20 protein-coding genes are annotated in these 21,566 nt (G+C 75.4%); 12 read left to right on the top strand and 8 right to left on the bottom strand.

Annotated features, from left to right (window positions below; all coding sequences use genetic code 11):
* Window positions 1-46: 46 nt before the first annotated feature.
* Window positions 47-3,481, bottom strand: coding sequence for a hypothetical protein (locus IF73_RS0129925; protein WP_158822182.1), 3,435 nt, complete (start codon window positions 3,479-3,481; stop codon window positions 47-49).
* 289 nt (window positions 3,482-3,770) lie between these two features.
* On the opposite strand from IF73_RS0129925, the gene IF73_RS0129920 reads away from it, so the two are divergent.
* Window positions 3,771-5,204 carry a Gfo/Idh/MocA family protein gene (locus IF73_RS0129920; protein ID WP_031013570.1) on the top strand — a complete coding sequence of 478 codons (1,434 nt, stop codon included), beginning with the start codon at window positions 3,771-3,773 and terminating at the stop codon, window positions 5,202-5,204.
* 34 nt (window positions 5,205-5,238) lie between these two features.
* Entirely contained in the window at window positions 5,239-6,273 is a 1,035-nt protein-coding gene (locus IF73_RS0129915) for an NEW3 domain-containing protein (protein WP_031013569.1), read from the top strand.
* Window positions 6,274-6,384: 111 nt separating this feature from the next.
* On the opposite strand, the gene IF73_RS0129910 is transcribed toward IF73_RS0129915, so the two are convergent.
* Window positions 6,385-7,191: a DeoR/GlpR family DNA-binding transcription regulator gene (locus IF73_RS0129910; RefSeq protein ID WP_031013567.1), complete on the bottom strand. Its 807-nt coding sequence runs from the start codon at window positions 7,189-7,191 to the stop codon at window positions 6,385-6,387.
* A gap of 188 nt (window positions 7,192-7,379) precedes the next feature.
* On the opposite strand from IF73_RS0129910, the gene IF73_RS0129905 reads away from it, so the two are divergent.
* Window positions 7,380-7,643, top strand: a complete 264-nt coding sequence (locus IF73_RS0129905) for a VOC family protein (RefSeq protein WP_324616112.1) — start codon at window positions 7,380-7,382, stop codon at window positions 7,641-7,643.
* A 72-nt stretch (window positions 7,644-7,715) separates the two neighbouring features.
* Here the strand turns inward: IF73_RS0129905 and rpsR are convergent, their stop codons facing one another.
* The 4 genes from rpsR to rpmG form a co-directional block, all read right to left on the bottom strand.
* Window positions 7,716-7,952, bottom strand: a complete 237-nt coding sequence (rpsR, locus tag IF73_RS0129900; RefSeq protein WP_031013565.1) for a 30S ribosomal protein S18 — start codon at window positions 7,950-7,952, stop codon at window positions 7,716-7,718.
* Between the two features lie 72 nt (window positions 7,953-8,024).
* Window positions 8,025-9,182: a CobW family GTP-binding protein gene (locus IF73_RS0129895; protein WP_031013564.1), complete on the bottom strand. Its 1,158-nt coding sequence runs from the start codon at window positions 9,180-9,182 to the stop codon at window positions 8,025-8,027.
* Window positions 9,182-9,427, bottom strand: a complete 246-nt coding sequence (locus IF73_RS0129890; RefSeq protein ID WP_031013562.1) for a type B 50S ribosomal protein L31 — start codon at window positions 9,425-9,427, stop codon at window positions 9,182-9,184. The genes IF73_RS0129895 and IF73_RS0129890 overlap by 1 nt, the downstream gene beginning before the upstream one ends.
* Before the next feature lie 53 nt (window positions 9,428-9,480).
* On the bottom strand, window positions 9,481-9,645 hold the full coding sequence (gene rpmG / locus IF73_RS0129885) for a 50S ribosomal protein L33 (protein ID WP_031013560.1): 165 nt from the start codon (window positions 9,643-9,645) through the stop codon (window positions 9,481-9,483).
* 67 nt (window positions 9,646-9,712) lie between these two features.
* Here rpmG and rpmB point away from each other — a divergent pair, with 67 nt between their 5' ends.
* The 4 genes from rpmB (at window position 9,713) to IF73_RS0129865 (ending at window position 11,758) form a co-directional block, all read left to right on the top strand.
* A complete protein-coding gene (rpmB, locus tag IF73_RS0129880) occupies window positions 9,713-9,949 on the top strand; it encodes a 50S ribosomal protein L28 (RefSeq protein WP_031013559.1) in 237 nt (78 codons plus the stop codon).
* A complete protein-coding gene (gene rpsN, locus IF73_RS0129875) occupies window positions 9,949-10,254 on the top strand; it encodes a 30S ribosomal protein S14 (protein ID WP_031013558.1) in 306 nt (101 codons plus the stop codon). Before rpmB ends, rpsN begins: the two co-directional genes overlap by 1 nt.
* Window positions 10,255-10,418: 164 nt before the next feature.
* Window positions 10,419-10,589, top strand: a complete 171-nt coding sequence (gene rpmF / locus IF73_RS0129870; RefSeq protein ID WP_031013557.1) for a 50S ribosomal protein L32 — start codon at window positions 10,419-10,421, stop codon at window positions 10,587-10,589.
* Window positions 10,586-11,758 carry a GTP-binding protein gene (locus tag IF73_RS0129865; protein ID WP_031013555.1) on the top strand — a complete coding sequence of 391 codons (1,173 nt, stop codon included), beginning with the start codon at window positions 10,586-10,588 and terminating at the stop codon, window positions 11,756-11,758. The genes rpmF and IF73_RS0129865 overlap by 4 nt, the downstream gene beginning before the upstream one ends.
* An 82-nt stretch (window positions 11,759-11,840) precedes the next feature.
* Here IF73_RS0129865 and IF73_RS0129855 read toward each other — a convergent pair whose 3' ends face one another.
* Window positions 11,841-13,100, bottom strand: a complete 1,260-nt coding sequence (locus IF73_RS0129855) for a serine hydrolase domain-containing protein (protein WP_051717443.1) — start codon at window positions 13,098-13,100, stop codon at window positions 11,841-11,843.
* Window positions 13,101-13,540: 440 nt separating this feature from the next.
* Here IF73_RS0129855 and IF73_RS0129850 point away from each other — a divergent pair, with 440 nt between their 5' ends.
* The 5 genes from IF73_RS0129850 to IF73_RS0129830 all read left to right on the top strand — a co-directional run bounded on the left by IF73_RS0129850 (window position 13,541) and on the right by IF73_RS0129830 (window position 19,778).
* A complete protein-coding gene (locus IF73_RS0129850) occupies window positions 13,541-15,046 on the top strand; it encodes an ABC transporter substrate-binding protein (protein ID WP_051717454.1) in 1,506 nt (501 codons plus the stop codon).
* Window positions 15,047-15,141: 95 nt separating this feature from the next.
* Window positions 15,142-16,998, top strand: a complete 1,857-nt coding sequence (locus IF73_RS0129845) for an ABC transporter permease subunit (protein ID WP_078868325.1) — start codon at window positions 15,142-15,144, stop codon at window positions 16,996-16,998.
* Window positions 16,916-17,884 carry an ABC transporter ATP-binding protein gene (locus IF73_RS0129840; protein ID WP_234338384.1) on the top strand — a complete coding sequence of 323 codons (969 nt, stop codon included), beginning with the start codon at window positions 16,916-16,918 and terminating at the stop codon, window positions 17,882-17,884. The genes IF73_RS0129845 and IF73_RS0129840 overlap by 83 nt, the downstream gene beginning before the upstream one ends.
* Window positions 17,881-18,555 (top strand): ABC transporter ATP-binding protein, encoded by a 675-nt coding sequence (locus tag IF73_RS0129835; protein ID WP_031013548.1) that lies wholly within the window; start codon window positions 17,881-17,883, stop codon window positions 18,553-18,555. The genes IF73_RS0129840 and IF73_RS0129835 overlap by 4 nt, the downstream gene beginning before the upstream one ends.
* The gene (locus tag IF73_RS0129830) at window positions 18,552-19,778 is read left to right on the top strand and encodes an MFS transporter (protein WP_051717439.1); all 1,227 of its coding nucleotides are present in this window, start codon (window positions 18,552-18,554) and stop codon (window positions 19,776-19,778) included. Before IF73_RS0129835 ends, IF73_RS0129830 begins: the two co-directional genes overlap by 4 nt.
* A 951-nt stretch (window positions 19,779-20,729) precedes the next feature.
* Here IF73_RS0129830 and IF73_RS0129825 read toward each other — a convergent pair.
* The coding region (locus IF73_RS0129825; RefSeq protein ID WP_051717453.1) for an FAD-dependent monooxygenase at window positions 20,730-21,566 on the bottom strand (837 nt) is incomplete at its 5' end.

Here is a 21,566-nt window from a genome sequence, read left to right as displayed (position 1 = left end):
GTGAATTTCACCGGCAGCGACGGGCGTTGAGGGGCTTCGGCGGGGCTCAGTCGGCGAGCAGCGCCTCCACCGTCGAGACGGGATCCCAGGCGGGGTCGAGACCGGTGAGCCGCTCGGCGATCCGGCGCCAGGCCGTGGGGTCGGTGCCGGGGCCGGAGCGTACGAGCTCCGCGAGCGCGGCGCGGGCCTCAGCGGCCTGGGGCGGGGCGTCCGTGCGGCGGGCGGCGGCGCCCAGGTAGGCGAGCAGCCGCGCGGCCGGGGCCGCGAGGTGGAGGAGGTCGGTGGCGTCGAGGAGTCCGGCCGTGAGCAGCCCGTCGAGCTGGGTGGTCGGCGCGCAGGGGAAGTGGTCGCCGAGGCCGTGCCGGGCGCGCTCCCGGGTGAGCCGCGCGCTGCCGCGCAGGCCGTCGGGGCCCGGCTCGGGCAGGAGTGCCGCGTGCCGCACGCGTACGTCCTCGGGGGTGCCGTCCAGGCGGACGAGGTCCTGCCAGTGCGGGAGCGGTTCCTCGGCGTGGGCGGCTTCGAGGGCCGCCCAGTCCACGGGCTCGCCCGGCGGGAGGGATTCGACGAGGTCGCGTGCGTGAGGGGCGTGGCGGGCGCGCCGCAGCTTCCGCACGAGCTTCTCCGGCGCCAGTTCGCGGTCGAGCCGGGCGCGGAGGACTCCGGCCGGGTCGGCGGACGCCAGCGCCTTCGCGCAGACGGTGGTGGCGGAGCGGCCCAGCGCGTCCCGGCCCGCGAGCCGCGCCAGCCGGTCGGCGCCGCCGTGCTCGTACAGCCGCAGACAGCCGAGGAGTTGGTGCCCGAGGCCGAGCTTCGGCCCTTCCCTGTCGAGCAGTTCCTCGATGAGGTCGGGTTCGGCGGAGCACAGCCACATCAGGCCGCCGGCCGGTCGGCCGGAGCCCTCGGTACGCCACTCGGCCAGCACGCGTGCGCCGAGGGACGAGGCTTGCCGGGTGGGCCGGGAGCGGGTCACGATCCGGTGGACGTGGGGGCGGGGCGTCCCGTGCCGCAGCAGGGCGAGGTCGACCTCGGCGTCGTCGAGGTCGACCAGGCGCTCGACCGCGCCGCTCCGTTCCATCCAGCGGGACTGGGCGGCGAGGACGCGCAGTGCCGCGCGGTCGCGGTCCGCGAGCAGCCGGTCGAGGGCGGTGCGCGGGGTGCGGTCGTGGCGCAGGAGGTACGCGGCGAGCAGCCAGGGGCCGTCGGGGCCGAGGCGGGGCAGGACGGCGTCGACCACGTCGGGGTCGGCGAGGCACAGCAGGGTGCCTTCCGGCCAGCCCCACAGGTGGTCGCCGCGCTCCAGCAGTCCGATGGCCTCGTCGGGGGTGGCCGGCCTGGGCCTGCCGATGACCGCCGCCCCGGGGGCCGTCGGCGCCGCTCCGGACCGGGCGCGCTCCAGCAGCTCCGTCCAGGTCAGCCCTTCCGAGGCGGCTTCGGACGCCGTCACGGTCGTGGCGAGGCGGAGCCAGGCGTGGGGGTCGGTGCCGAGTTCGGCGCGCAGGGTGCGGGCGAGGGCGTTTCGCCACGCGGCGGCGAACGCGAGCCGCCGCCAGTCGTGGGGCAGCAGGAGCAGGCGCCGGGCGGGGAGCAGGGCGAGGAGTTCTTCGGCGGACAACACCCCTTGGACGTAGGCGCGTTCGGTGTGCTGTGCGCTGGAACCGTGGGTCTCGGGCGGGTGGGCGCGCAGCTCGGCGAGGCCGGGTGTGACGGTGGGCTCGTACGCGCTCAGGGCGAGCAGCACGTCGGGGTCGTCCGGTCTGGGTGCGCCGTCCGGGGCGAGGGAGTACAGGACGTCGAGCGCGGCGACGGCGTGTTCGTGGTCGCGTCGGTGGAGGGTGCGTCGGGTCGGATGTGCCTCGGCCGGTGGTGCGGGCTCGTCCGCGCGTCGGCTCGGTGGCACGGACGCGGTCCGGGTCTCCGTCCTGCCCGCTTCGGCGATCACGTCGGCGAGGGTGCCCGGGTGTTCGGGCAGGAGGGTGTCGAGCGCGGCCCATGCCTGGTCCCGCTCCCCCAGGTGCGTCGTCGTCCGTGCGAGCAGTGCGGCGGCGGCCGGGCTGCCGAGCAGGTCCCGTTCGGCGAGTCGGGCGAGTGCGGTCAGGGCGTGGGCGGCGGGGCGGGCGGTGACGATCAGGTCGACCGGGTCGAGGAGCCCGGCCACGGCCATGCCCTCCGCCCAGTCGGCGGCGCTCTCGTCGAGCGTCTCCTCCGCGAGGCGCCGCGCGGGCGGGGTGGTGTTTCCCGCGCGTCGGCCTCCGGCGCGCCAGGGCTCGTTGAGGACGCCGAGGCGGAACGCGTGGCGCTGCGCGTCGGTCGCCGCCTCGTGGCGGGCCAGCTCCTCGCACGCCTTGGGCATGAACGGGGTCTCGGCGTGGACCGCGGCGAGGGCGTCGAGGTCGTGGGCGTACGGCTCGGACAGCAGGTCGCGCAGGGTGCTGGTGCCCCGGGCGGTGGCGAGCAGCGCGGGCAGCCGGGCGGGGTCCTCGTACGGCTCCCCGCGCTCGCGCAGGCGGCGCGGCCCGTCGCCGTCCGGGGCTGCCAGGGCCTCGGTGACGGTGTCCACGGCGGCGCGGCTCAGCCCGGTGTCGGCGGTGGGGGCGGCGAGCAGGGCGCGTACGGCCTCCGGGCCGGTCCGCTCCCAGATCCTCAGCAGGGCGTACTCCTGGGCGACCTGGCGCACGCCCCAGCGCAGGGCCGGCACCACGAGCCGCGGGTCGCCGCAGCCGAGGAGCGGGGTGAGCCAGGTGCGCGGGACCTCGCCGTGCGGCGCAGTCAGCTCGGCGCGGAGCGTGTCGTCGAGGGGAACGGTGTCGAACCGCTCGGCGATGGTGCGGCGCAGGGACTGGGTGGTGCGCGGGTTCCGGTAGACGGCCGCGGTGACGTGGGGGTCGCCGGCCCCGGCCAGCCGGGCCAGGACGCGGGTGTCGAGCCGGGGGTGGCGAGCCAGGGCGGCCCGGGTGCGGGTGTCGCCGTGGTCGACGACGGCGTCGACGAGGGCGGGCGGCGGCAGGGTCCCGCCGGCCAGGAGTTCCGTCGTGACCCGCTCGGGCAGGGCCGCGAGCGCGGCGGCGGCGTGCTGGGGCTCCGCGTGTTCGAGGAGCAGGCCGAGCGTGAGGTGGACGCTGCGGGGCGCGGGCGGACGGAGCGGACCGTCGGCTGCCGGGCGCGCGGGCGGCGCCTGGGGTACGAGCGCGGCCAGCAGGTCGGGCAGTCCGCCCCGGTGTCCGACGAGGGCGTCGTGCAGGGCGCACCAGAGGGCCGGGTGGCCGCCGAGGTGACGCTTCGCCAGTTCATGGAGCAGCAGGGCGGTTTCGGCGTCGGCGCCGCCCGCCGCGGCGACCTTGGCCGCGACGGATCGGGCGGGCCGCGTCTGTTCCACCGACCGGAGGGCGGCGCCGCTCGGCGGGTCCGCGTTCTCGGTCTCCCGGTCGGCCGTCGCCCTCGCGCGCAGCAGCCGTACGGCCGCCCCCACCTGCGTCCTTGTCATGGTCGCCATGCTAGTTCGACGGGTCGGGGGCCGGTCCGCGCGTCCGGCGGGCGTCGCCGCCGTCGGCACGGTTCGGGTGTGCGGCCGCCTCAGCGAGGGCGCGGTCCGGCAGTGACGTCCCCCTCTCCCATGCCCTCCGATGCGCGCGTACATGCGTGAATCCGGGCCATCATTGCGCGAGAATGCTTCGAAGGGGAGGGTAATGAGCATCTATTGACATGCCTGCGACCGCCCCGTCAGAGTCGTTGCCGCACCCGCTGCCCGCACGGACCGAGGAGCGATGACGAACATGCCAGAAATCCGCGCCGTCTCACGCCGCCTGCTTCTGGGGGGTGCGCTGGCGACCACCGGGGCGCTCGCCGCCGGGGCGGGGGCCTCGTCCGTCGCCGCCGCGGCGCCTTCGGCGGTGCCCGCCCCGCCCCGGCGGCCGGGGCAGACCTCCATGATCGACGTGCCGTACACCGCGCACCGGACGGTGCGGGTCGGCGTGATCGGACTGGGCAACCGCGGCTCCGGCATGACCACCGGGTGGTCCGTCGTCCCCGGCTGCGTCGTCACCGCCGTCTGCGACATCCGGGCCGACCGGGCGAGGCGGACCGCCGACGGGCTCGCCGCCGCCGGCAAGCCCCGCCCCGCCGAGTACGGCGGGTCCGCCGACTCCTACGCGCGGATGCTGGACCGCGACGACATCGACCTCGTCTACATCGCCACGCCCTGGGAGTTCCACTACGAGCAGGGCAAGGCCGCGCTGCTGGCCGGCAAGCACGTGATCGTCGAACTGCCCATCGCCACCGAGCTCGACGAGCTGTGGGACCTCGTCGACACCTCCGAGCGCACCCGCAGGCACCTCATGCTCTCGGAGAACTGCAGCTACGGCCGGAACGAGCTGGCCATGCTCAAGATGGCCCACGAGGGCCTGTTCGGCGACATCACCAACGGCCACGGCGGCTACCAGCACGACCTGCGCGCCCTGCTGTTCTCCGACACGTACTACACCGACGCGTGGCGCCGGCTGTGGCACACCCGCAGCACCGCATCCTTCTACGCCATGCACGGCCTCGCGCCGATCGCGGCGGCCATGGACATCAACCGGGGCGACCGGATGACCACGCTGACGGCCACGGCGACGGAACCGAAGGGCCTCGCCGACTACCGGGCGCGCTTCGTCCCCGCCAACCACCCCTCGTGGAAGGAGACCTACGTCAACGGCGATCTGGTCACCTGTCTGATCGAGACCGCGAAGGGCCGGATCATCCGCGCCGAGCACGACGTGAGCTCGCCGCGCCCGTACAGCCGGATCAACACCCTCGCGGGGAGCCGGGGGATCTTCGAGGACTACGCGGGCGTGGTGTCGGCCGGCGGCGGGCGGATCTACGTGGAGCCCGACCACAGCGGGCACTCCTGGCGGGACTTCGGCTCGTACCGCAAGGAGTTCGACCACTGGCTGTGGAAGAAGATCGGCGACGACGCCGCGAACAACGGCGGCCACGGCGGCATGGACTACGTGCTCCAGTGGCGGACCGTCCAGCTCATGCGGGCCGGCCTGGTGCCCGACATCGACGTCTACGACTCCGCCGCCTGGTGCGCCCCCGTCCCTCTGAGTGTCATGTCCCTGGCAGCCAGGGGGCGTCCGGTGGAGATCCCCGACTTCACCCGGGGCGCCTGGGTCAACCTCCGCACGGGCCTCGACTCGCGCACCACCGAGATGCCCCCCGTCGCCTGACCCGGCCTCCTCCCCTCCCCCGAAGGAGCAGCACGTGAGACCAGCAGGACTGATCGGCTCGCTCGGAGCGATGGCCGTGGCGGGCGCGCTCACCCTCGCCCCGGCCTCGACGGCCACGGCCACCGCCACGGCGACCGCGGCGACCGCGTCCACCGCCGTCTCGGCGGAGACCCGGCCGGCCGCCGCCGGGACCGAGGTGACCCTCTCCCCCGTCGACCTGGACGGCCCGGCCATCTCGACGGTGAAGGTGACCGTCACCAACGCCGGTCCGCAGCGCATGCGTTCACTGAAGGTGACCTTCGGCGGGCCCGTCGGCTGGGCCGTGCAGCCGTCGGCCGTCCAGGTGGACGGGTCGCTCGCCGCCGGCGCCTCCGCCACGGCCACCTTCCGCATTCAAGTCCCGGAGCGGCGGGCCGGGTTCACCGTCCGCACGTTCACCGCGACCGCCACGTACCAGGGCGGCGACGGCGCCGGTTCCGCCACCGCGACCAGGACGGAGCGCAGCGGTACTCCCCTGGCGGATCTGGCCGCCGCGTACAACAACGTGGGCGTGACCGACGAGACGGACACCGGGCCCGGAAACTACGACGGCGAGGGCAACAGCTTCTCCGCGCAGAAGCTCGCCGCCGTCGGCCTGCGCCCCGGGGAACCGGTCACCGCCCTCGGCGCCACGCTGCGCTGGCCGAACGTCCCGAGCGGCACCAGGAACAACGTCTCCTCGGCGGGTCAGGCCGTCACCCTGGGCGGTACGGGCAGCAGGCTGGTCCTGCTCGGCTCGGGCGTCACCAGCGGGGCGTCCGGCACGGTGACCGTCTACTACACGGACGGGACAAGCGGTACGGGCACGATCGGCTTCCCGAACTGGTCGTTCGACCCCGCGAACGCCCACGGGGCGACCCTCGTCGCGTCGAGCGACGGTCGCAACCGGCCGAGCGGCTACGGCAACGCGGGCATCGCGTACCGCGTCTTCGCCCACTCGGTCCCGCTCGATCCCGCCAAGCGCGTGGAGTTCGTGGTGCTTCCGGCCAACGGCAACGTCCACGTCTTCGACATGGCGATCGCGCCCTGACCCCCCGCCTGCCCGCCGGCCCCTGACCCCGGCCGCGGCCTCTGATCCCCACCGCTGCCGCCCCGGACGTCCCCCCACGGCGCCCGGGGCGGTTCCGGCTGCCGGGACCGCTCAGACCCTGATGACCTTGATGCCGACGTCCTCCAGGCGGGCGACGGCGTCCGCGGGGGCGTCCGCGTCGGTGACGACGACGTCGACGGCGTCGAGTCCGCAGATCCGGGCGAAGGCCCGCTTGCCCATCTTCGACGAGTCGGCGACCACGACGACCCGCTGGGCGCGCTCCGCGAACAGCCGACTGATGCTCGCCTCGTCCTCCTGACGGGTCATCACGCCGAGCCGGGGGTCGAGCCCGTCGACGCCCAGGACCGCGACGTCGAGGACGACCTCGTTGAGCACACCCGCCGTCAGCGGGCCCACCAGCTCGTACGTCTGGGGCCGGGCCACGCCGCCGGTGACGACGAGCTTGATCTGGGGGCGCACGGCGAGTTCGCCGGCGATGTTGAGGGCGTTGGTGACGACGGTGAAGACGGGGGCCGTGACGTCCGTGGCGTCCGTGGCCTCCCGTCGGCCCCCGCCGGCCCGGAGGGCCAGCGCGCGGGCCACCTCGGTGGTGGTCGTCCCCCCGTTGAGCCCCACGACGTCCCCCTCGCCGACGAGCTCGACGGCGGCGGCGGCGATGCGCTGCTTCTCGGAGGCGCGGCGGGAGGACTTGTAGCGCAGCGGCAGCTCGTACGAGACGCCGTGCGCGAGGGCGCCGCCGCGGGTCCGGACCAGCATCTGCTGCTCGGCCAGCTCGTCGAGGTCCCGCCGGATCGTGGCGGCCGAGACGTCCAGCGCCGCGGCGGTCTCCTCGACCTCCAGCCTGCCCTCGGTGGCCAGCAGCTCCAGGAGCGCGTTCCACCTCTCCCGCTTGGACATGCCCCGGAACTCCTTAGATCTGTGACCGCGATCGTGTCGGCCCACCCTACTGCGGCGACCTCGCCTGCTCGGACGTGACGGGAAGGCACCCTGTCCGCGAGCTTCCGCGCATCCGTGTGCGTCGTCGCCGACCGGCGCGTGCGTCGTCGCCGACCGGCGCGTGCGGCGCCAGATCGTGAGGTCGCGCCATGACCGACACGAGTCCACACGCCCCCGAGGGCGCACAGGTGATCACGCGCGGCCCGGCGGCTCCGCTCGACCCCACGCCCACCGCCGACGACCTGTTCGTGGTCTACCTGGGCAAGCCGCCCGACGAGGCCCTGGTCGAGCGCCTGGTCGCGGCCGGCGGCAGCCGGGTCGCCTCGCACACCCCGTACTGGGACGCGTACGGGGTGGTGGTCGAGGACCCGGACGGCTACCGCCTGGTGCTCTGCGCCCGCAGCTGGACGTGACCTCGCACGACCGCCCCGGGCGGACCTCACGTACGCGCGTGGGGTCCGCCCGGGGCGGCACGGGGAGCGGGGTCAGCGGCCGGCGTACGGCAGGAGGGCCATCTCGCGGGCGTTCTTGACGGCGGTGGCCAGCGCGCGCTGCTGCTGGGCGGTCACCCGGGTGACGCGGCGGCTGCGGATCTTGCCGCGGTCGGAGATGAACTTCCGCAGCAGGTCGGTGTCCTTGTAGTCGATGTACGTGATCCCGGCCGCGTCGAGCGGGTTGGGGCGGCGCGCGGCGGGCTTGCGGGGTTCGTGGCGTCGGGCCATGGTGGCGTCTCTCCTTGGGCAGGGTCCCGTCTCCGCCGCTGCGGGCGGGGCACGGGGTCGAACGGGTGGGGGTCAGGCCGCGTCGAGGAGGGTGTCGAAGGCGGCGGGGAGTTCCTTCCACGCCTCGCGCCCGGAGGCGTACTCCGCGTCCGTCAGGAGGCAGGAGTCGAGGAGCCGTTCCAGGCCGTCGCGGTCGAGGCCGGGCGAGGTGAAGACGAGGTGCTGGCAGCAGTCGCCGTGCTCGGGGTGCCAGTCGAGCGCGGCCGCCGCCCGCCGCATGGGCGGGACCATCTCCCAGGCCGCGTCGGGCAGCGACGCCAGCCAGGGGCCGGCGTTCTCCACGCAGAGCGCTCCGCCGGCCGCGTCCCAGGCGAGCAGGGTGTCGGGTCGGTCGGCGAGCCAGAACCGGCCGCGGCTGCGGGCGGCGGCGCAGCACAGGTCCTCCAGCGCCTGGTAGAGGCGTTCGGGGTGGAACGGGCGCCTGCGGTGCCAGACGAAGGTGGCGACGCCCGATTCGTCGGCTTCCTGGGGCAGCAGGGCGCATGCCGGGTGCTGGGCGGCGGCGGCCGCCTCGACGTCGAAGCCGGCGAGGGCGACCCGGGCGAGTTCGGGGGAGCCGGCCGGCACGCGGCGGGCCGTGGGGTGCAGCTGCGCGAGGAGGGCGTGGTCCTCGTCGTCGGCCGCTTCGCTGTCGACGACGGCGAGGACGGGCGCGTACTCCAGCTGTCGTGCCCAGGTGTCGCCGACGGTCCGCTGGTCGGTGGCGGCCGCGGCGAGGCCGGCCTCCGCCAGGTCGTCGCCGTTGGCGAGGCAGGGCAGGACGAGCGCGGGGTCGACGGCGGTGATCACGTTCGTCAGGACGAGCCGGTCCCCGCCGTGGGCGGCGATCACCTCGGCCATGGCCTTGGGTTCGACCGAGTCCCAGAGCTCGACCACGGCGAGGCGGGTGAGGCCGCCGTCGGCCAGCCGCTCCAGTTCGGGGACGAGGTCCTCGCGGAGGGCGCAGCAGGCGCAGTCGTTGACCAGCGGGGTGTCGCCGCGGGAGACGGTGCCGGCGGCGTCGCGGATCGTGCGGGCGACGCTGCCGGCGGGCGCCTCCGCCAGGTCGTGGTGGAGCGCGACGCTGCCGGGGACGGCCCGCAGGAGGCGGTCGACGACCTCGGTCCTCGCCTCGGCGTGCAGGCCGGCGACGATCACGACGGGGAGCTGGTGGGTGTACGCGTGCCCCATCAGCGGGCACCGTAGCGGCGCTGGAACTTCTCGACGCGGCCGGCGGTGTCGAGCACCCGCGCCGTGCCCGTGTAGAAGGGGTGGCTGGCGGAGGAGATCTCGACGTCGACGACGGGGTAGGTCCGGCCGTCCTCCCACTCGATCGTCTTCTCGCTGGTCATCGTGGACCGGGTGAGGAACGCGGTGCCGGAGGCGGAGTCGCGGAAGACGACGGGCTCGTAGGCGGGGTGGATTCCGGGCTTCATGGCAGGGCCTTTCGGGGGCGTGGGGTCCGGGGGGGCGGGTGGCGTGCGCGGGGTCAGCGCTCTTCGCGGAAGTCGACGTGGCGCCGGGCCACGGGGTCGTACTTGCGGAGCACCATCCGGTCGGGGTCGTTGCGGCGGTTCTTGCGCGTCACGTAGGTGAAGCCGGTGCCCGCCGTGGAGCGGAGCTTGATGATCGGGCGGATCTCGTTGCGTGCCATGCCGCTAGTATATGACAATGATTTCCATTTCCAACACCATTCCCGAGCGAGAAGGGTCGACACCTCCATGTCCGCACACTGCCAACTGACCGGCGCCAAGCCGGGATTCGGCAACGCCATCTCCCACTCCCACCGGCGCACCTCGCGCCGCTTCGACCCCAACATCCAGCGCAAGCGCTACTGGCTGCCCAGCGAGGGGCGGCACGTGCGACTGACGCTGAGCGCACGCGCGATCAAGACGGTGGACACCATCGGCATCGAGGCCGCGGTGGCCCGGATCCGCGCGCGCGGAGGGAAGGTCTGATGGCGAAGAAGAGCAAGATCGCGCGGAACGAGCAGCGCAGGCAGATCGTCGAGCGGTACGCCGCCCGGCGGGCCGAGCTGAAGGAGATCATCCGCCGCCCGTCCTCCACGCCGGCCGACCGTGAGGCCGCCCAGGCGGAGCTCCGCCGGCAGCCGCGCGACGCCAGCGCCACCCGCGTCCGCAACCGCGACAGCGTGGACGGCCGCCCCCGCGGCTATCTGCGGACCTTCGGGCTCTCGCGGGTGCGGATGCGCGAGCAGGCCCATGCCGGGTTCCTGCCAGGAGTGACCAAGTCCTCCTGGTAGCGAGGGCGCCCGACCGGTCGGGCCGCGCACAGGTGCCCCGGGTCACACCCGGGGCGCCTGCCGCGCGGCCCGTCCGCGCTTTCACACGCGAGCGGCCTCAATTGCTCATGACATTCGTTTTCATATAGGCTCCCCGAGTCAACCCCCGGACCGAGGAGTCCCCCATGGCCGTCCCCAAGCGGAAGATGTCCCGCAGCAACACCCGCCACCGCCGCGCCCAGTGGAAGGCGAGCACGCCCCAGCTGGTCCCGGTCACCGTCGACGGTGTCGTCCACCAGGTCCCGCAGCGGCTGGTGAAGGCGTACGAGCGCGGCCTCATCCGCCCGGAGGGATGAGAGAGCCCGTGAACGCGCACGACCGCCTTCCCGTGACCGTCCTCTCCGGATTCCTGGGCGCGGGCAAGACCACTCTGCTCAACCATGTCCTGGCCAACCGCGAGGGACTGCGCGTCGCGGTCATCGTCAACGACATGAGCGAGGTCAACATCGACGCCGCGCTCGTGCGCGGCGGCGGGGCCTCGCTGTCCCGCACGGAGGAGCGCCTGGTCGAGCTGACCAACGGGTGCATCTGCTGCACCCTGCGGGACGACCTCCTGGAGGAGGTCGACCGGCTGGCCCGCGAGGGCCGGTTCGACTACCTGCTCGTCGAGTCCAGCGGGATCTCCGAACCCCTGCCGGTCGCCGCGACGTTCTCGTTCCCCCGGGACGACGGGGCCACCCTCGGCGACCTCGCCCGCCTCGACACGATGGTGACCGTGGTGGACGCGGCGGGCTTCCTGCCGGAACTCGACGGCGGCGACGAACTCGCCGCGCGCGGCCTCGCGCCGTACGAGGACGACGAGCGGACCGTCAGCGATCTCCTCGTGGACCAGGTGGAGTTCGCGGACGTCATCGTGCTCAACAAGCTCGACCTGGTGGGTCCGGAGGAGACGCGCCGGCTCCGCGCCGCGCTGACCCGGCTGAACCCGCAGGCCCGGATCGTCCCCGCCGTACGCGGCCAGGTTCCGCTCGAACTGGTGCTGGGCACCGGCCTGTTCGACGTCGAGACGGCGCAGCAGGCCCCCGGCTGGGTGAAGGAGCTCAACGGCGACCACGTGCCGGAGACCGAGGAGTACGGCATCTCCTCGCTCGTCTACCGCTCCGCCCGCGCCTTCCACCCCGGACGGCTGTGGACCTTCGTCACCGAGGGCCTCGACAGCGGTGCGCACGGACGGATCCTGCGCTCCAAGGGGTTCTTCTGGCTCGCCAGCCGGCCCCGGGTGACCGGCCTCTGGTCCCAGGCCGGCGCCGTGGCCCGGTTCGAACCGTCCGGCGCCCGCGACCCCGGGACCGCCCAGGGCCAGGAACTGGTCTTCATCGGCACCGGCCTGCGCGCCGACGCCCTTCGGACGGCCCTGGACGCCTGCCTGCTGGCACCGGGCGAACCGGCGCCCGCCGACGACGAGTTCCCCGCCTGGGAGACGTACGGCATCGAGGACGCCTGCGAGCACGAGCACGCGGCCTGAGAACACACCCCGCCCCACAGACTCCGGGCCGGACGGTGGTCGCAGCCACGGCACCGTCCGGCCCGGCCCTTTCTCCGCGCGGTCAGACGGCGTCGGCTCCGTAGCCGCCGTCGACTCCGTGGCCGCCGTGGTCGCCGTCCTTGAGGAGGGCGCAGACGAAGCGTTCCTCGGTCGCGCGAAGGCGGGCGAGGAGGGCGGGGTCGAGGGGGACCTGGCTGGTGACGGAGACGGTGACGGTGCGGCGGCCGTCGCGGGTGGCGGCGGCGAACTGGGTGTAGCCCGGGGTGTTCCCGGTGTGGCCGAGGACCGTGCCGCAGCGGGTGGTGTAGCGGAAGAGGCCCAGGCCGGCCGCGTTCACACCCGGTCCGGCCGGCTGGGAGTCGCCGGGGACGAAGCGGGTCTGCGCGTGCCGGGTCTTCGGGGAGAGGAGGGCGGGCCCCGCGTAGCCGCCGAAGAAGGCGCCCAGGTCGGCGGGGGTCGAGACGATGCCGCCCGACGCCCACGCACCGGAGGCGCTGACCGCCTCGCTGACGTCCTCCGGCGCCTCGCCGGGAGCCGTGGCGTAGCCGTGGAGGAAGGGTCGGGGCAGCCGGAAGCCGGAGGGGAGGCTGGTGCCGCGCAGGTCGAGCGGGCGGTAGACGAGTTCCCTGAGGAGGTCCTCGTACCGTCGTCCCGTCGCCTGCTCGGCCATCAGGGCGACCGCGATGTTGTCCGAGTTGGAGTAGGCGTAGCGGGTACCGGGCGGGAAGGCGAGGCCCTGGTCGGCGGCGAACTCCAGCAGGCGCCGGGAGTCGAAGCGGTGCCGGGGGTCCGCCCGGACGATCGCCTGGAAGCGCTCGGTCTTGCTGAAGTCCGGCAGGCCGCTCGTGTGTTGGAGCAGCTGACGGAGCGTCACGGCGTGCCATGCCTTCGGGAGGTGCGGCAGGCGCTGCCCCAGGGTGTCGTCGAGGCGGAGCGCGTGGCGGTCCACGAGGCTCAGGGCGACGGCCCCGCTGAACGCCTTGGCGACGCTCGCGATCCGCATGTGGTCGTGCGCGCGGGGCGGCCTGGCCGTGCCGACCTCGGCGGTACCGGCCCGGTAGACCTGCCGGTGGCCGTCCCGCGTGAGGACGGCGATCGCGCCGGGCGGCCCGCCGGGGGCGGCGACGAGGTCGGTGAGGGCGCGCCGCAGCTCCTGGTCCGAGACGTCGGTGGCGCCGGCGCTCAGCGCGGGCCGCTCGCCCGCGCTCGCGTACGGGAGGGTGGGGGCGGTCAGCGCGGCGGCGAGGAGCAGCGCGGTGACGGCGGCCCGGCGCGGCCGGTACGGCCGGTACGGGTGCGGGGCCGGGGCGGTTCGGGGCATGCGGGACCTCCTGGACGGACCGGCGACCGAGCGCGCCGACCCGTCCAGCTTCGGTGCACCACCGCCACACCGCCGGTCCGGGCGAGCCGTCCTGCGCCACCCGGGGGTGTGGAACCCCCCGGCAGAAGGCTCCGGCGCCTCCGGCGCTGGGCCGATCGGGGCCCGGTCGCAGGACGATCGGGGCTCGGCCGCCGGACGATCGGGGCTCGGCCGCCGGACGATCGGGGCTTGGACGCAGGAATCGACCTCAGGCCCGATCGGGGCTCGATCGCGGCCCGATCGGGGCTCGATCGCGGCTCGATCGACGGGCCTGTCGGGGCTCGGTCGTCGGGCCGATCCGGCTCGTCAGGCCGCAGCCATCCGCTTATCTGTAATGATTTTCATTCTGATAAAGTCCGGATCTCACTCCCCGCACCACCCCGAGGACTCCCGTGTCTCCCCTGCCCACCAGCCCCTCCCCCCTCCGCCGCCGCATACTCGCCCTCACCGCGGCCGCCACCGTCTCGGCCCTCCTCAGCGGCTGCTTCGCCGGCAGTGAGGACGTGTCCGGCGAAGGCGACGGCGGGCGCGTCCGGGTCGCCATGATGCAGCCCCCTCGGTCGGGGCTCTCCCCGCTCTCCGACGACGCCTTCAAGCTGTCCCGCTGGTCCACCGCCGAGACGCTGGTCCGGCTGGACCGCGACGGCGACGCGCGCCCCTCCCTCGCCACGGAGTGGCGGCAGCAGGGCCGGACCTGGACGTTCACCCTGCGCGAGGGCGTCACCTTCCACGACGGCAGCCCGCTCACCGCCGCCGACGTCGTCCGCTCGCTCTCCACCGCCGCCACGGCCTCCCCCAAGCCGCGGATCCTCGACGGCGTCGACCTCACCGTCCGGGCGTCCGGCCCGCACGAGGTCACCGTGACCACCGCGACGCCCGACCCCCTCGTCCCGCACCGGCTCAGCTCCCCGCAGCTCTCGGTCCTCGCCGCCAAGGCGTACCGGGGCAGGACCGTCGACCCGGTCGGCGCCGGAACCGGGCCCTTCGTCCTCGTCCGCGCCGAGGGCACCGCGTCCGCGACCCTCGACCGGTACGACCGCTACTGGGGCGGCAGGGCCAAGGCCGCCGGCATCGACGTGCGCTACGTGCCCGACGGGACCGCCCGGGCCGCGGCGCTGCGCAGCGGCGAGGCCGACATCGTCGAGGCCGTCCCCGTCTCGCAGGCCGGGCTGCTGGACCCGAAGCTCGTCACCGAGGTCCCCATGCCCCGGACCAACACCCTGTACCTGAACACCGAACGCGGCGCGTTCCGCGACCCGGCGCTGCGGGCCGCCGCCCGTGAGGCCGTCGACACCCGGAGCCTCGTCTCGGGCGTGTACGAGGGCCGCGCGGACCGCGCCGGCGGGCTGCTCGGGCCGGCGCTGCCCTGGGCGGCGAAGCTCCGCACCCCCGTCCGGCACACCGCGGCGGCCGACCCGAAGGGCGCGCGGATCACCATCGGCACGTTCACGGACCGCGCCGAACTGCCCGAGGTCGCCCAGCTCCTCCAGCAGCAGCTGCGCAAGGCCGGCTTCCAGGTCGAGCTGGACGTCCGCGAGTACGCGCACATCGAAGCCGACGCCCTGGCGGGGAAGTTCGACGCCTTCGTCCTCTCCCGGGCCACCGTCCTCGACTCCGGGGACCCCGCCGCCTATCTGTACAGCGACTTCGCGGGAGACGGCTCCTTCAACCTCTCCCAGCTCTCCGACCCCGCCGTCGACTCGGCGCTCACCACCGCCTCGGCGACGGCCACGGGCGAGGCCCGCAGGAAGGCCGTCGTCGCCGCGGAGGCCGCCGTGCTCGCCACCGACGCCGCCGTGCCGCTGCTGCACGAGCGGGTCATCCAGGGCGACGGCGCGAACATCGTGGACGCCGCGCACGACCCGCGCGAGCGTGAACTCGTCACCGTCGACACCTTCGTACGGTGAGGACTTCCGTCCCCCGCACGGGCGGCGGCCGTGTCGCACCCGCCGTTCCCGCCGCACTCCGGAAGCCCCGGAGACCCCGGAAGCCCAGGCGGGCCGTGCGGCGCCCGTCGGCCGCCGCCCTCCGGGCCGGGGCCGTACGGCTCGTCGCCCTGGCCGCCGTGGTGACCGCCGTCGGGCTGCTGCCGTGGCTCTCCGGCAAGGACCCGGCGCTCGCGCTGCTGCGCGCCCGGTCCGCCGAACAGGAGCCGACGCCCGAGGCGCTCGCCGCCATCCGCGCCGATCTCGGCCTGGACGCCGGCCCGTCGGGCCTGCTCGGCGGGTGGCTGGGCCGGCTGCTCCACGGCGACCTGGGGGTCTCGTGGGTGTCGGGCGCCGAGGTGCTGCCGGCCGTCGGCGCCGGGCTCGGCGTGTCCCTGACCCTGATGGGCGCTGCGCTGGCGACCGCCCTCGTCGTCGGGACGCTGCTCGCCGCGCCGGCGCTGCTGCGGGGGCGGGCCACCGGCGGGACGGTGGCGGCGGTGCTCGCGGCCGTGCCCGAGTTCCTGTTCGCCCTGGTGCTGGTGCTCGCCGTCGGCGTGTGGCTGGGGTGGCTGCCCACCTCGGGCTGGGCGGGACCAGCCCATCTGGTGCTGCCGGCGGTGGCGCTCGGCGTCCCGGCCGGCGCGCTCCTCGGCCGGCTGGTCGCGGACGCGCTGCCGGCCGTCCTCGGCGAGCGGTGGGTCGAGCTCTGGCGGGGCGCGGGCACCGGCCGGTGGCGGATCGCCGGCGCGGCGGTCCGGCGTGCGATGCCCGCGCTCGCGGGGCAGTTCGGCATGGTGGCCGTCGGTCTGACCGGCGGCGCGGTCGCCGTCGAGACGGTGTTCGCCGTGCCCGGCATCGGCCGTACGGCGCTGGGCGCCGCCACCTCCCAGGACCTGCCGCTGCTCCAGGGCTGTGTCCTGGCCCTGCTCGGGCTCGGCCTGCTCGCCGGGGCCGCCGCCTCGCTGGTACGCCGCCGGCTGCTCGGGCCCGCGTCACGGGAGGCCGGGCTCGGTCTGCCCGCACCGGCACCGCGGCGGATCCCGCGCGCCGTACCGGTGGGACTCGCGGTGCTGCTCACCGGGGTGATCGGCTGGGGGCTGCTGCGCGATCCGTACGCCGTGGACGTCGCGGCCCGGCTGGCCGCGCCGTCGCCGGGGCATCCGCTCGGCGCGGACGCGCTCGGCCGTGACGTGCTCGCCCGGCTCGGGCACGGCGCGGCGGCCACCGTGGGCACGGCCGCGGCCGTCACGTGCGTGAGCTGGCTCGTCGCCGTGGTCCTGGGCTTCGTCCCCGGGGTGGCGGCCGGGCTCGCGGACGTCGCCAACGCGCTGCCGCCGGTCCTCACCGGGCTGCTGGTCGCGGCCGTGACCGGCCCGGGAAGCGGGGCGGCGGCGCTCGCCGTGACCCTGGTGTCCTGGCCGCCGCTCGCCGCGCACGCGGCGGCGCTGGTCCAGGAGATCCGGGCCTCCCGCTTCCTGCTGGCCCAACGCGCCATCGGCGCGGGGCCGTTGTGGGTGTGGACCCGGCACGTCCTGCCGTCGGTGGCCGGGCCGGTCGCCCGGCACGCCGTGCTCCGGCTGCCGGGCATCGCGCTCGCGCTGGCTTCGCTCGGCTTCCTGGGGCTGGGCGCGCGGCCCCCGTCGCCCGAATGGGGGCTGCTGCTCGACGAGTCGGCCGACTACGTCGAGCGGGCACCGGTCCCCGCGCTCGCCCCGGCGGTGGCGCTGGCCCTGCTCGCGGCGCTCGCGGTCTGCCTGTCGTCGTCCGTCGGCGGGCCGCGGGCCCGCGCACACCCCCTTCTCCGTCTTCGTCTCCCTTCCGTCGTCGCTTCGAGGAGAGTCCGGCCCCTTGTCCCGCCCCACGCAACTCCCCCTGTCCGAACCCCTCGTGCCCCTGCTGCGGGTGGACGGTCTGCGGATCGGCTTCCCTGACGGCGAGGCCGTGCGCGGGGTCTCCTTCGACGTGGCCGCGGGTGAGGTGTTCGCGCTGGTCGGCGAGTCCGGTGCGGGCAAGTCCCTCACCGCGCGGGCGCTGCTGGGGATGGTCCCGCGCGCGGCCGGTGTCCACGGCCGGGTCCTGCTGGACGGCGGCCCGGTCACGCCGGCCGATCTCGGCCGCCGCCTGGCGTGGATCCCGCAGGACGCCATGTCGGCCCTGTCGCCCGTGCACCGCGTCGAGGACCAGCTCGCCTTCGCCGTGCGGTCGGTGGCGGGTGCGGGGCGCCGCGAGGCGCTGGCCGTGGCGCGCCGGGCGCTCGCCGAGGTCGGGCTCGGGCCGGAGGCGGCCGGCGCGGCGCCGCACGCTCTGTCGGGCGGCATGCGGCAGCGGGCGGTGATCGCGATGGCCCTGGTCAACGGGCCCGCGCTGGTCGTGGCCGACGAACCGACCACCGCGCTCGACCCGGAGCGCCAGGAGCAGGTGCTCACCCTGCTGCGGGAGCGCTGCGCGGCCACCCGGGCCGCCCTGCTGCTCGTCAGCCACGACCTGGCGGCGGTGCGCCGGCACGCCGACCGGGTGGCCGTGATGTACGCGGGTCGGATCGTCGAACTCGGCGCGTCGGAGCAGGTGTTGGAGGGCCCCGTCGCCCCGTACACGCGAGGGCTGCTCGCCTCGCTCCCCCGCACCGGGCTGCCCCGGCGTACCCGCCTGCCCGTCCTCGCCGGCGCGCCGCCCGCCCCCGGCGCGAGCGGCGCGGGGTGCTCCTTCGCGCCCCGCTGCCGGCATGCCGCCGACCTCTGCCGGCAGGAGGAGCCGGCGCTCCGCGAGGTGGACGGCCGCGCCGTGGCCTGCCATCACCCCGTCGGGGAGGCCGCGTGAACGCCCTCCTGGAGGTCCGGGACCTCGACGTACGGTACGGAGAACGGCTGGTCGTCGACGGCGTGTCGTTCACCGTCGGCGCCGGGGAGGCCGTCGGGCTCGTCGGCCCCTCGGGCTGCGGCAAGTCGACGACGGCCCAGGCGGTCCTGGGGCTGCTGCGGCCGCACTCCGGTTCGGTGCGCTTCTCCGGGGTCGAGCTGACCGCCCTCGGCGCACGCGAACTCCGGCCGCTGCGCCGCCGGTTCCAGCCCGTCTTCCAGGATCCGTACGGCGCGTTGAGCCCCCGCCGCGAGGTGCGCCACCAGATCGCGGAGCCCCTGCGGGTCCACGGGCTGTGGCGGGCCGCGGACGGCCCGGCCCGGGTGGACGAACTCCTGGGGCTCGTCGGCCTCTCGCCCGTCCACGGACGGCGGCTGCCGCACGAACTGTCCGGCGGCCAGTGCCAGCGTGTCGCCATCGCCCGCGCGCTGGCGACACGGCCCGAGCTGCTCGTCCTCGACGAGCCGACCTCCGCGCTCGACCCCTCGCTGCGCGCGGGGATCCTCAACCTGCTGATGGATCTCCAGGACGGCCTGGGAGTCGGCTTCCTGCTCATCTCCCACGACCACGCGGCGGTCCGGCACGTCAGCGACCGCGTCCTGACGATGAAGGACGGGAGGCTCCTCCCGTGACCCCGCTGGCCCGCCTGCTGATACTCAGTCAGTTCGCGTTCAACATCGGCTTCTTCGCCGTCCTCCCCTACCTCGCCGCCCACCTGGCGGGAACGCTCGGACTGAGCGGGGCCGTGGTCGGGCTCGTCCTCGGGCTGCGCACCTTCAGCCAGCAGGGGCTGTTCGTCGTCGGCGGCATGCTCACCGACCGGTACGGGCCCCGGCCCGTGGTCCTGGTCGGCTGCGCGCTGCGCGTCGCCGGCTTCTGCTGGCTCGCGGAGGCGGCCGGCGCCGGCACCGTCATCGGCGCCGTCGTCCTCGTCGGCTTCGCCGCCGCGCTGTTCTCCCCGGCCGTCGAGTCCGAGATCACCCGGGAGGCGCTGCGGATCGAGGAGGCGGGAGGTCACCGCCGTACGCGTACCCTCGCCCGCTTCTCGGCCGGCGGCCAGGCCGGCGCCCTGCTCGGCCCGGTCGTCGGCACCGCCCTCCTCACCTGGGGCGGTTCCGAAGCCTTCCGCCTGGCGTGTCTGACCGGGGCGGGCGTGTTCGCGCTGGTCCTCGCCGCCCACGCCCGGCTGATGCCGCACACGCGGACGGCCGCCGGCGGCGGAGGCGCGGGGCCGGCGGCGGCGGGGCGGCTCGTCCTCGGGAACCGCCGCTTCCTGCGGCTCGCGGGCGCGTACGCGGTCTACCTGCTGGCGTACAACCAGCTCTATCTGGCGCTGCCGGCGGAACTCGACCGGTCGACGGGCTCGCAGAGGGCGCTGGGCTGGCTGTTCGCGCTCTCGGCGGCGCTGGTCGTGGCCGGTTCCGGACCGCTGGAGAGACTGGCCGCCACGCGCCTGGACCACACGGGCATGGCGAGGGCCGGTCTGCTGCTCATCGCCTCCTCCTTCGCGACGGCGGCGCTGCTGCGACCGGCGGGAGGCGTGTGGGCGGCCCTGGCGTTCACGCTGCTGCTCACGGTCGGCCAGATGCTGATCCTCCCCGCGACCCGCGCCATGCTCCCCGAGCTGGTCGGCCACCGTCATCTGGGCCTCTTCACCGGAGCCCTGTCCTCCCTCTCCGGCCTGGCCGTCCTGACCGCGTCCGCCCCCACCGGCGCCCTGCTCGACCACACCGGCCCCCTCCCCTGGCTCCTCCTGGGCACCCTCCCCCTCCTCGCCCTGGGCCTCGTCCCGTCCACGGACGAACGGAGAGGCACGATCCGGCGCCTGCCGGACGGGGGCGGGACGGGGGCGTGACCGAACCGGAGTTGACGGCGCCCGTGTCGCGGGTCGCCCTTCCCGTGCACGCGCACCACGGCGGATGGGAGGAGCTGCATCCGCCGCTGATGGCGTCCTCGACATACGCCGTCGAGCCGCTGCCCACGGCGCCGCCCTGGCGGCCGTGGGAGGAGGTCGGCGGAGGAGGGGGCGGCCCGGCAGGGCGTGTACGTGCCGGTGCGCTTCGTCTCCTTCGGGGCGCGGAACCGGATCGTCATAGCGCCGGGCGACTCCCGGTCCCTGACGCTGATCCTCGACAAGTGCGACGGCGACTGCCAGGGAATCGACGGCCGCGGCGGTCCCAACCTGGCGTGCGAGGGGTGCGGGCGCGCCGTCGCGACGCGTCTGGACGACTGCGGCATCTGGCAGGCGGTCTGGCTGGAGCCGGACACGGTGGTACGCCGCGCTCGGGGCGTCCGGGCGGACCGCCGCCCGGCTGGGACGACCTCACCCGCCCCGAGCACCGTGTCCCGCCGGTGGAGCCGGACGGTGGGTGGAGTCTGCGTTGGCATGCGGCGATCGGTGTCGCGCTCGCCCACCTCGTCGCGGGCCTCCGAGGGCCGCCCGGTGGCCCTTCCCGCCGGTCTCGTCACGGAGTTGCTGGGCCACGCCGTGCGGCAGTACCTCCCCGTCGGCCCCGACGCCCTCTCCACAGCCCTCGCCGGTCCGGGTCTTCCGCCGCCCCGTCCTCGCCCCGACCTGCTTCTCGCCCCCCGCCACCCGCGCACCGGCGCGCCCTGGCGCCCGCCCCACGACGACAGGCCCGTGGTGCCGCTGGACAGCGGGGTCTGGGCGTACCTGGCCCACCCGGCCGAGACCTCGCCGATCCCCACGACCGACGCGCTCCCGAAGAACGTACTCCGCGACGACTACGCTCTCCGCGCCTCTCGGGCTCTGGCACCTGACGGAGCGGGAGGACTTTCCCGGCGGTCAGTCCAGTCGGGGCGGGACCCAGGCGTGGTGACGGAGGATCATGCGGGTCGCGACGCGGGAGGGCGTCAGCCGCATCGCCGTGTTGCGCAGGGCGACGGCCACGGGGTGCGAGAGCTGCTGCCCCATCCGTCCGGCCTGCCGGGCCGCGCGCGCGACCGCCTGGCTGCGCGGGCGGCGCTCGGCGTCGTAACGGGCCAGCGCCGCCTCGACGGTGGGCTCGGCGGCGAGGGCGGCGGCCAGGGCCACCGCGTCTTCCAGCGCCTGGCAGGCGCCCTGCCCGAGGTGCGGGGTCATCGCGTGGGCCGCGTCGCCGAGCAGCGCGATCCGGCCGACGGCGTACGACGGCAGAGGTGTGCGCAGTTCGTTGACGTCGTGGTGCAGCACGGCGTCGGGGCGGGTCGCGTCGAGCAGGGCGGGGATCGGGTCGTGCCAGCCGTGGAAGCGCCGGCGCAGTTCGGCCAGCGGATCCGCGAACCGTACCCCGGCGGGGAGGTCGAGGACGGCGTGCCACTCGGCCCGCCCGTCCGTGAAGGCGATGTGCCCGAACTCGGCGCCGCGCCCCCAGGTCAGCTCGAAGTCGGTCCGCAGGTCGACCGGCCGCTCGGTGAGGGCGCGCAGCACGGTCGAGCCGCTGTGGACGGGGCCGGGGTGGGCGGGGAAGAGGAGGCCGCGCAGCCTGCTGCCGATGCCGTCGGCGGCCACGACGAGGTCGGCGTCCAGGGTCCTGTCACCGCAGTGGACGCGGAGCGGGCCGGGTCCGGCCGGGCGGGCCGAGGCGGCTTCGGAGGCGGGTCGGCGGGCCGGTTGACGGGGGGATCGAGGGGTGGGTTGACC

Source organism: Streptomyces sp. NRRL F-5727, assembly GCF_000719555.1.
Classification (GTDB): Bacteria; Actinomycetota; Actinomycetes; order Streptomycetales; family Streptomycetaceae; genus Streptomyces.
The sequence above is the reverse complement of the archived record's forward strand: the minus strand, read 5'-3'. Positions and strand labels throughout refer to the sequence as shown.

What these genes read in the sequence shown, in the direction of transcription:
- IF73_RS0129925 (WP_158822182.1), bottom strand. Translation starts at nt 3,481, where the DNA reads ATGACAAGGACGCAGGTGGGGGCGGCCGTACGGCTGCTGCGCGCGAGG.
- IF73_RS0129920 (WP_031013570.1), top strand. Translation starts at nt 3,771, where the DNA reads ATGCCAGAAATCCGCGCCGTCTCACGCCGCCTGCTTCTGGGGGGTGCG.
- IF73_RS0129910 (WP_031013567.1), bottom strand. Translation starts at nt 7,191, where the DNA reads ATGTCCAAGCGGGAGAGGTGGAACGCGCTCCTGGAGCTGCTGGCCACC.
- IF73_RS0129905 (WP_324616112.1), top strand. Translation starts at nt 7,380, where the DNA reads ATGACCGACACGAGTCCACACGCCCCCGAGGGCGCACAGGTGATCACG.
- rpsR (WP_031013565.1), bottom strand. Translation starts at nt 7,952, where the DNA reads ATGGCCCGACGCCACGAACCCCGCAAGCCCGCCGCGCGCCGCCCCAAC.
- IF73_RS0129895 (WP_031013564.1), bottom strand. Translation starts at nt 9,182, where the DNA reads ATGGGGCACGCGTACACCCACCAGCTCCCCGTCGTGATCGTCGCCGGC.
- IF73_RS0129890 (WP_031013562.1), bottom strand. Translation starts at nt 9,427, where the DNA reads ATGAAGCCCGGAATCCACCCCGCCTACGAGCCCGTCGTCTTCCGCGAC.
- rpmG (WP_031013560.1), bottom strand. Translation starts at nt 9,645, where the DNA reads ATGGCACGCAACGAGATCCGCCCGATCATCAAGCTCCGCTCCACGGCG.
- rpmB (WP_031013559.1), top strand. Translation starts at nt 9,713, where the DNA reads ATGTCCGCACACTGCCAACTGACCGGCGCCAAGCCGGGATTCGGCAAC.
- rpsN (WP_031013558.1), top strand. Translation starts at nt 9,949, where the DNA reads ATGGCGAAGAAGAGCAAGATCGCGCGGAACGAGCAGCGCAGGCAGATC.
- rpmF (WP_031013557.1), top strand. Translation starts at nt 10,419, where the DNA reads ATGGCCGTCCCCAAGCGGAAGATGTCCCGCAGCAACACCCGCCACCGC.
- IF73_RS0129865 (WP_031013555.1), top strand. Translation starts at nt 10,586, where the DNA reads ATGAGAGAGCCCGTGAACGCGCACGACCGCCTTCCCGTGACCGTCCTC.
- IF73_RS0129855 (WP_051717443.1), bottom strand. Translation starts at nt 13,100, where the DNA reads ATGCCCCGAACCGCCCCGGCCCCGCACCCGTACCGGCCGTACCGGCCG.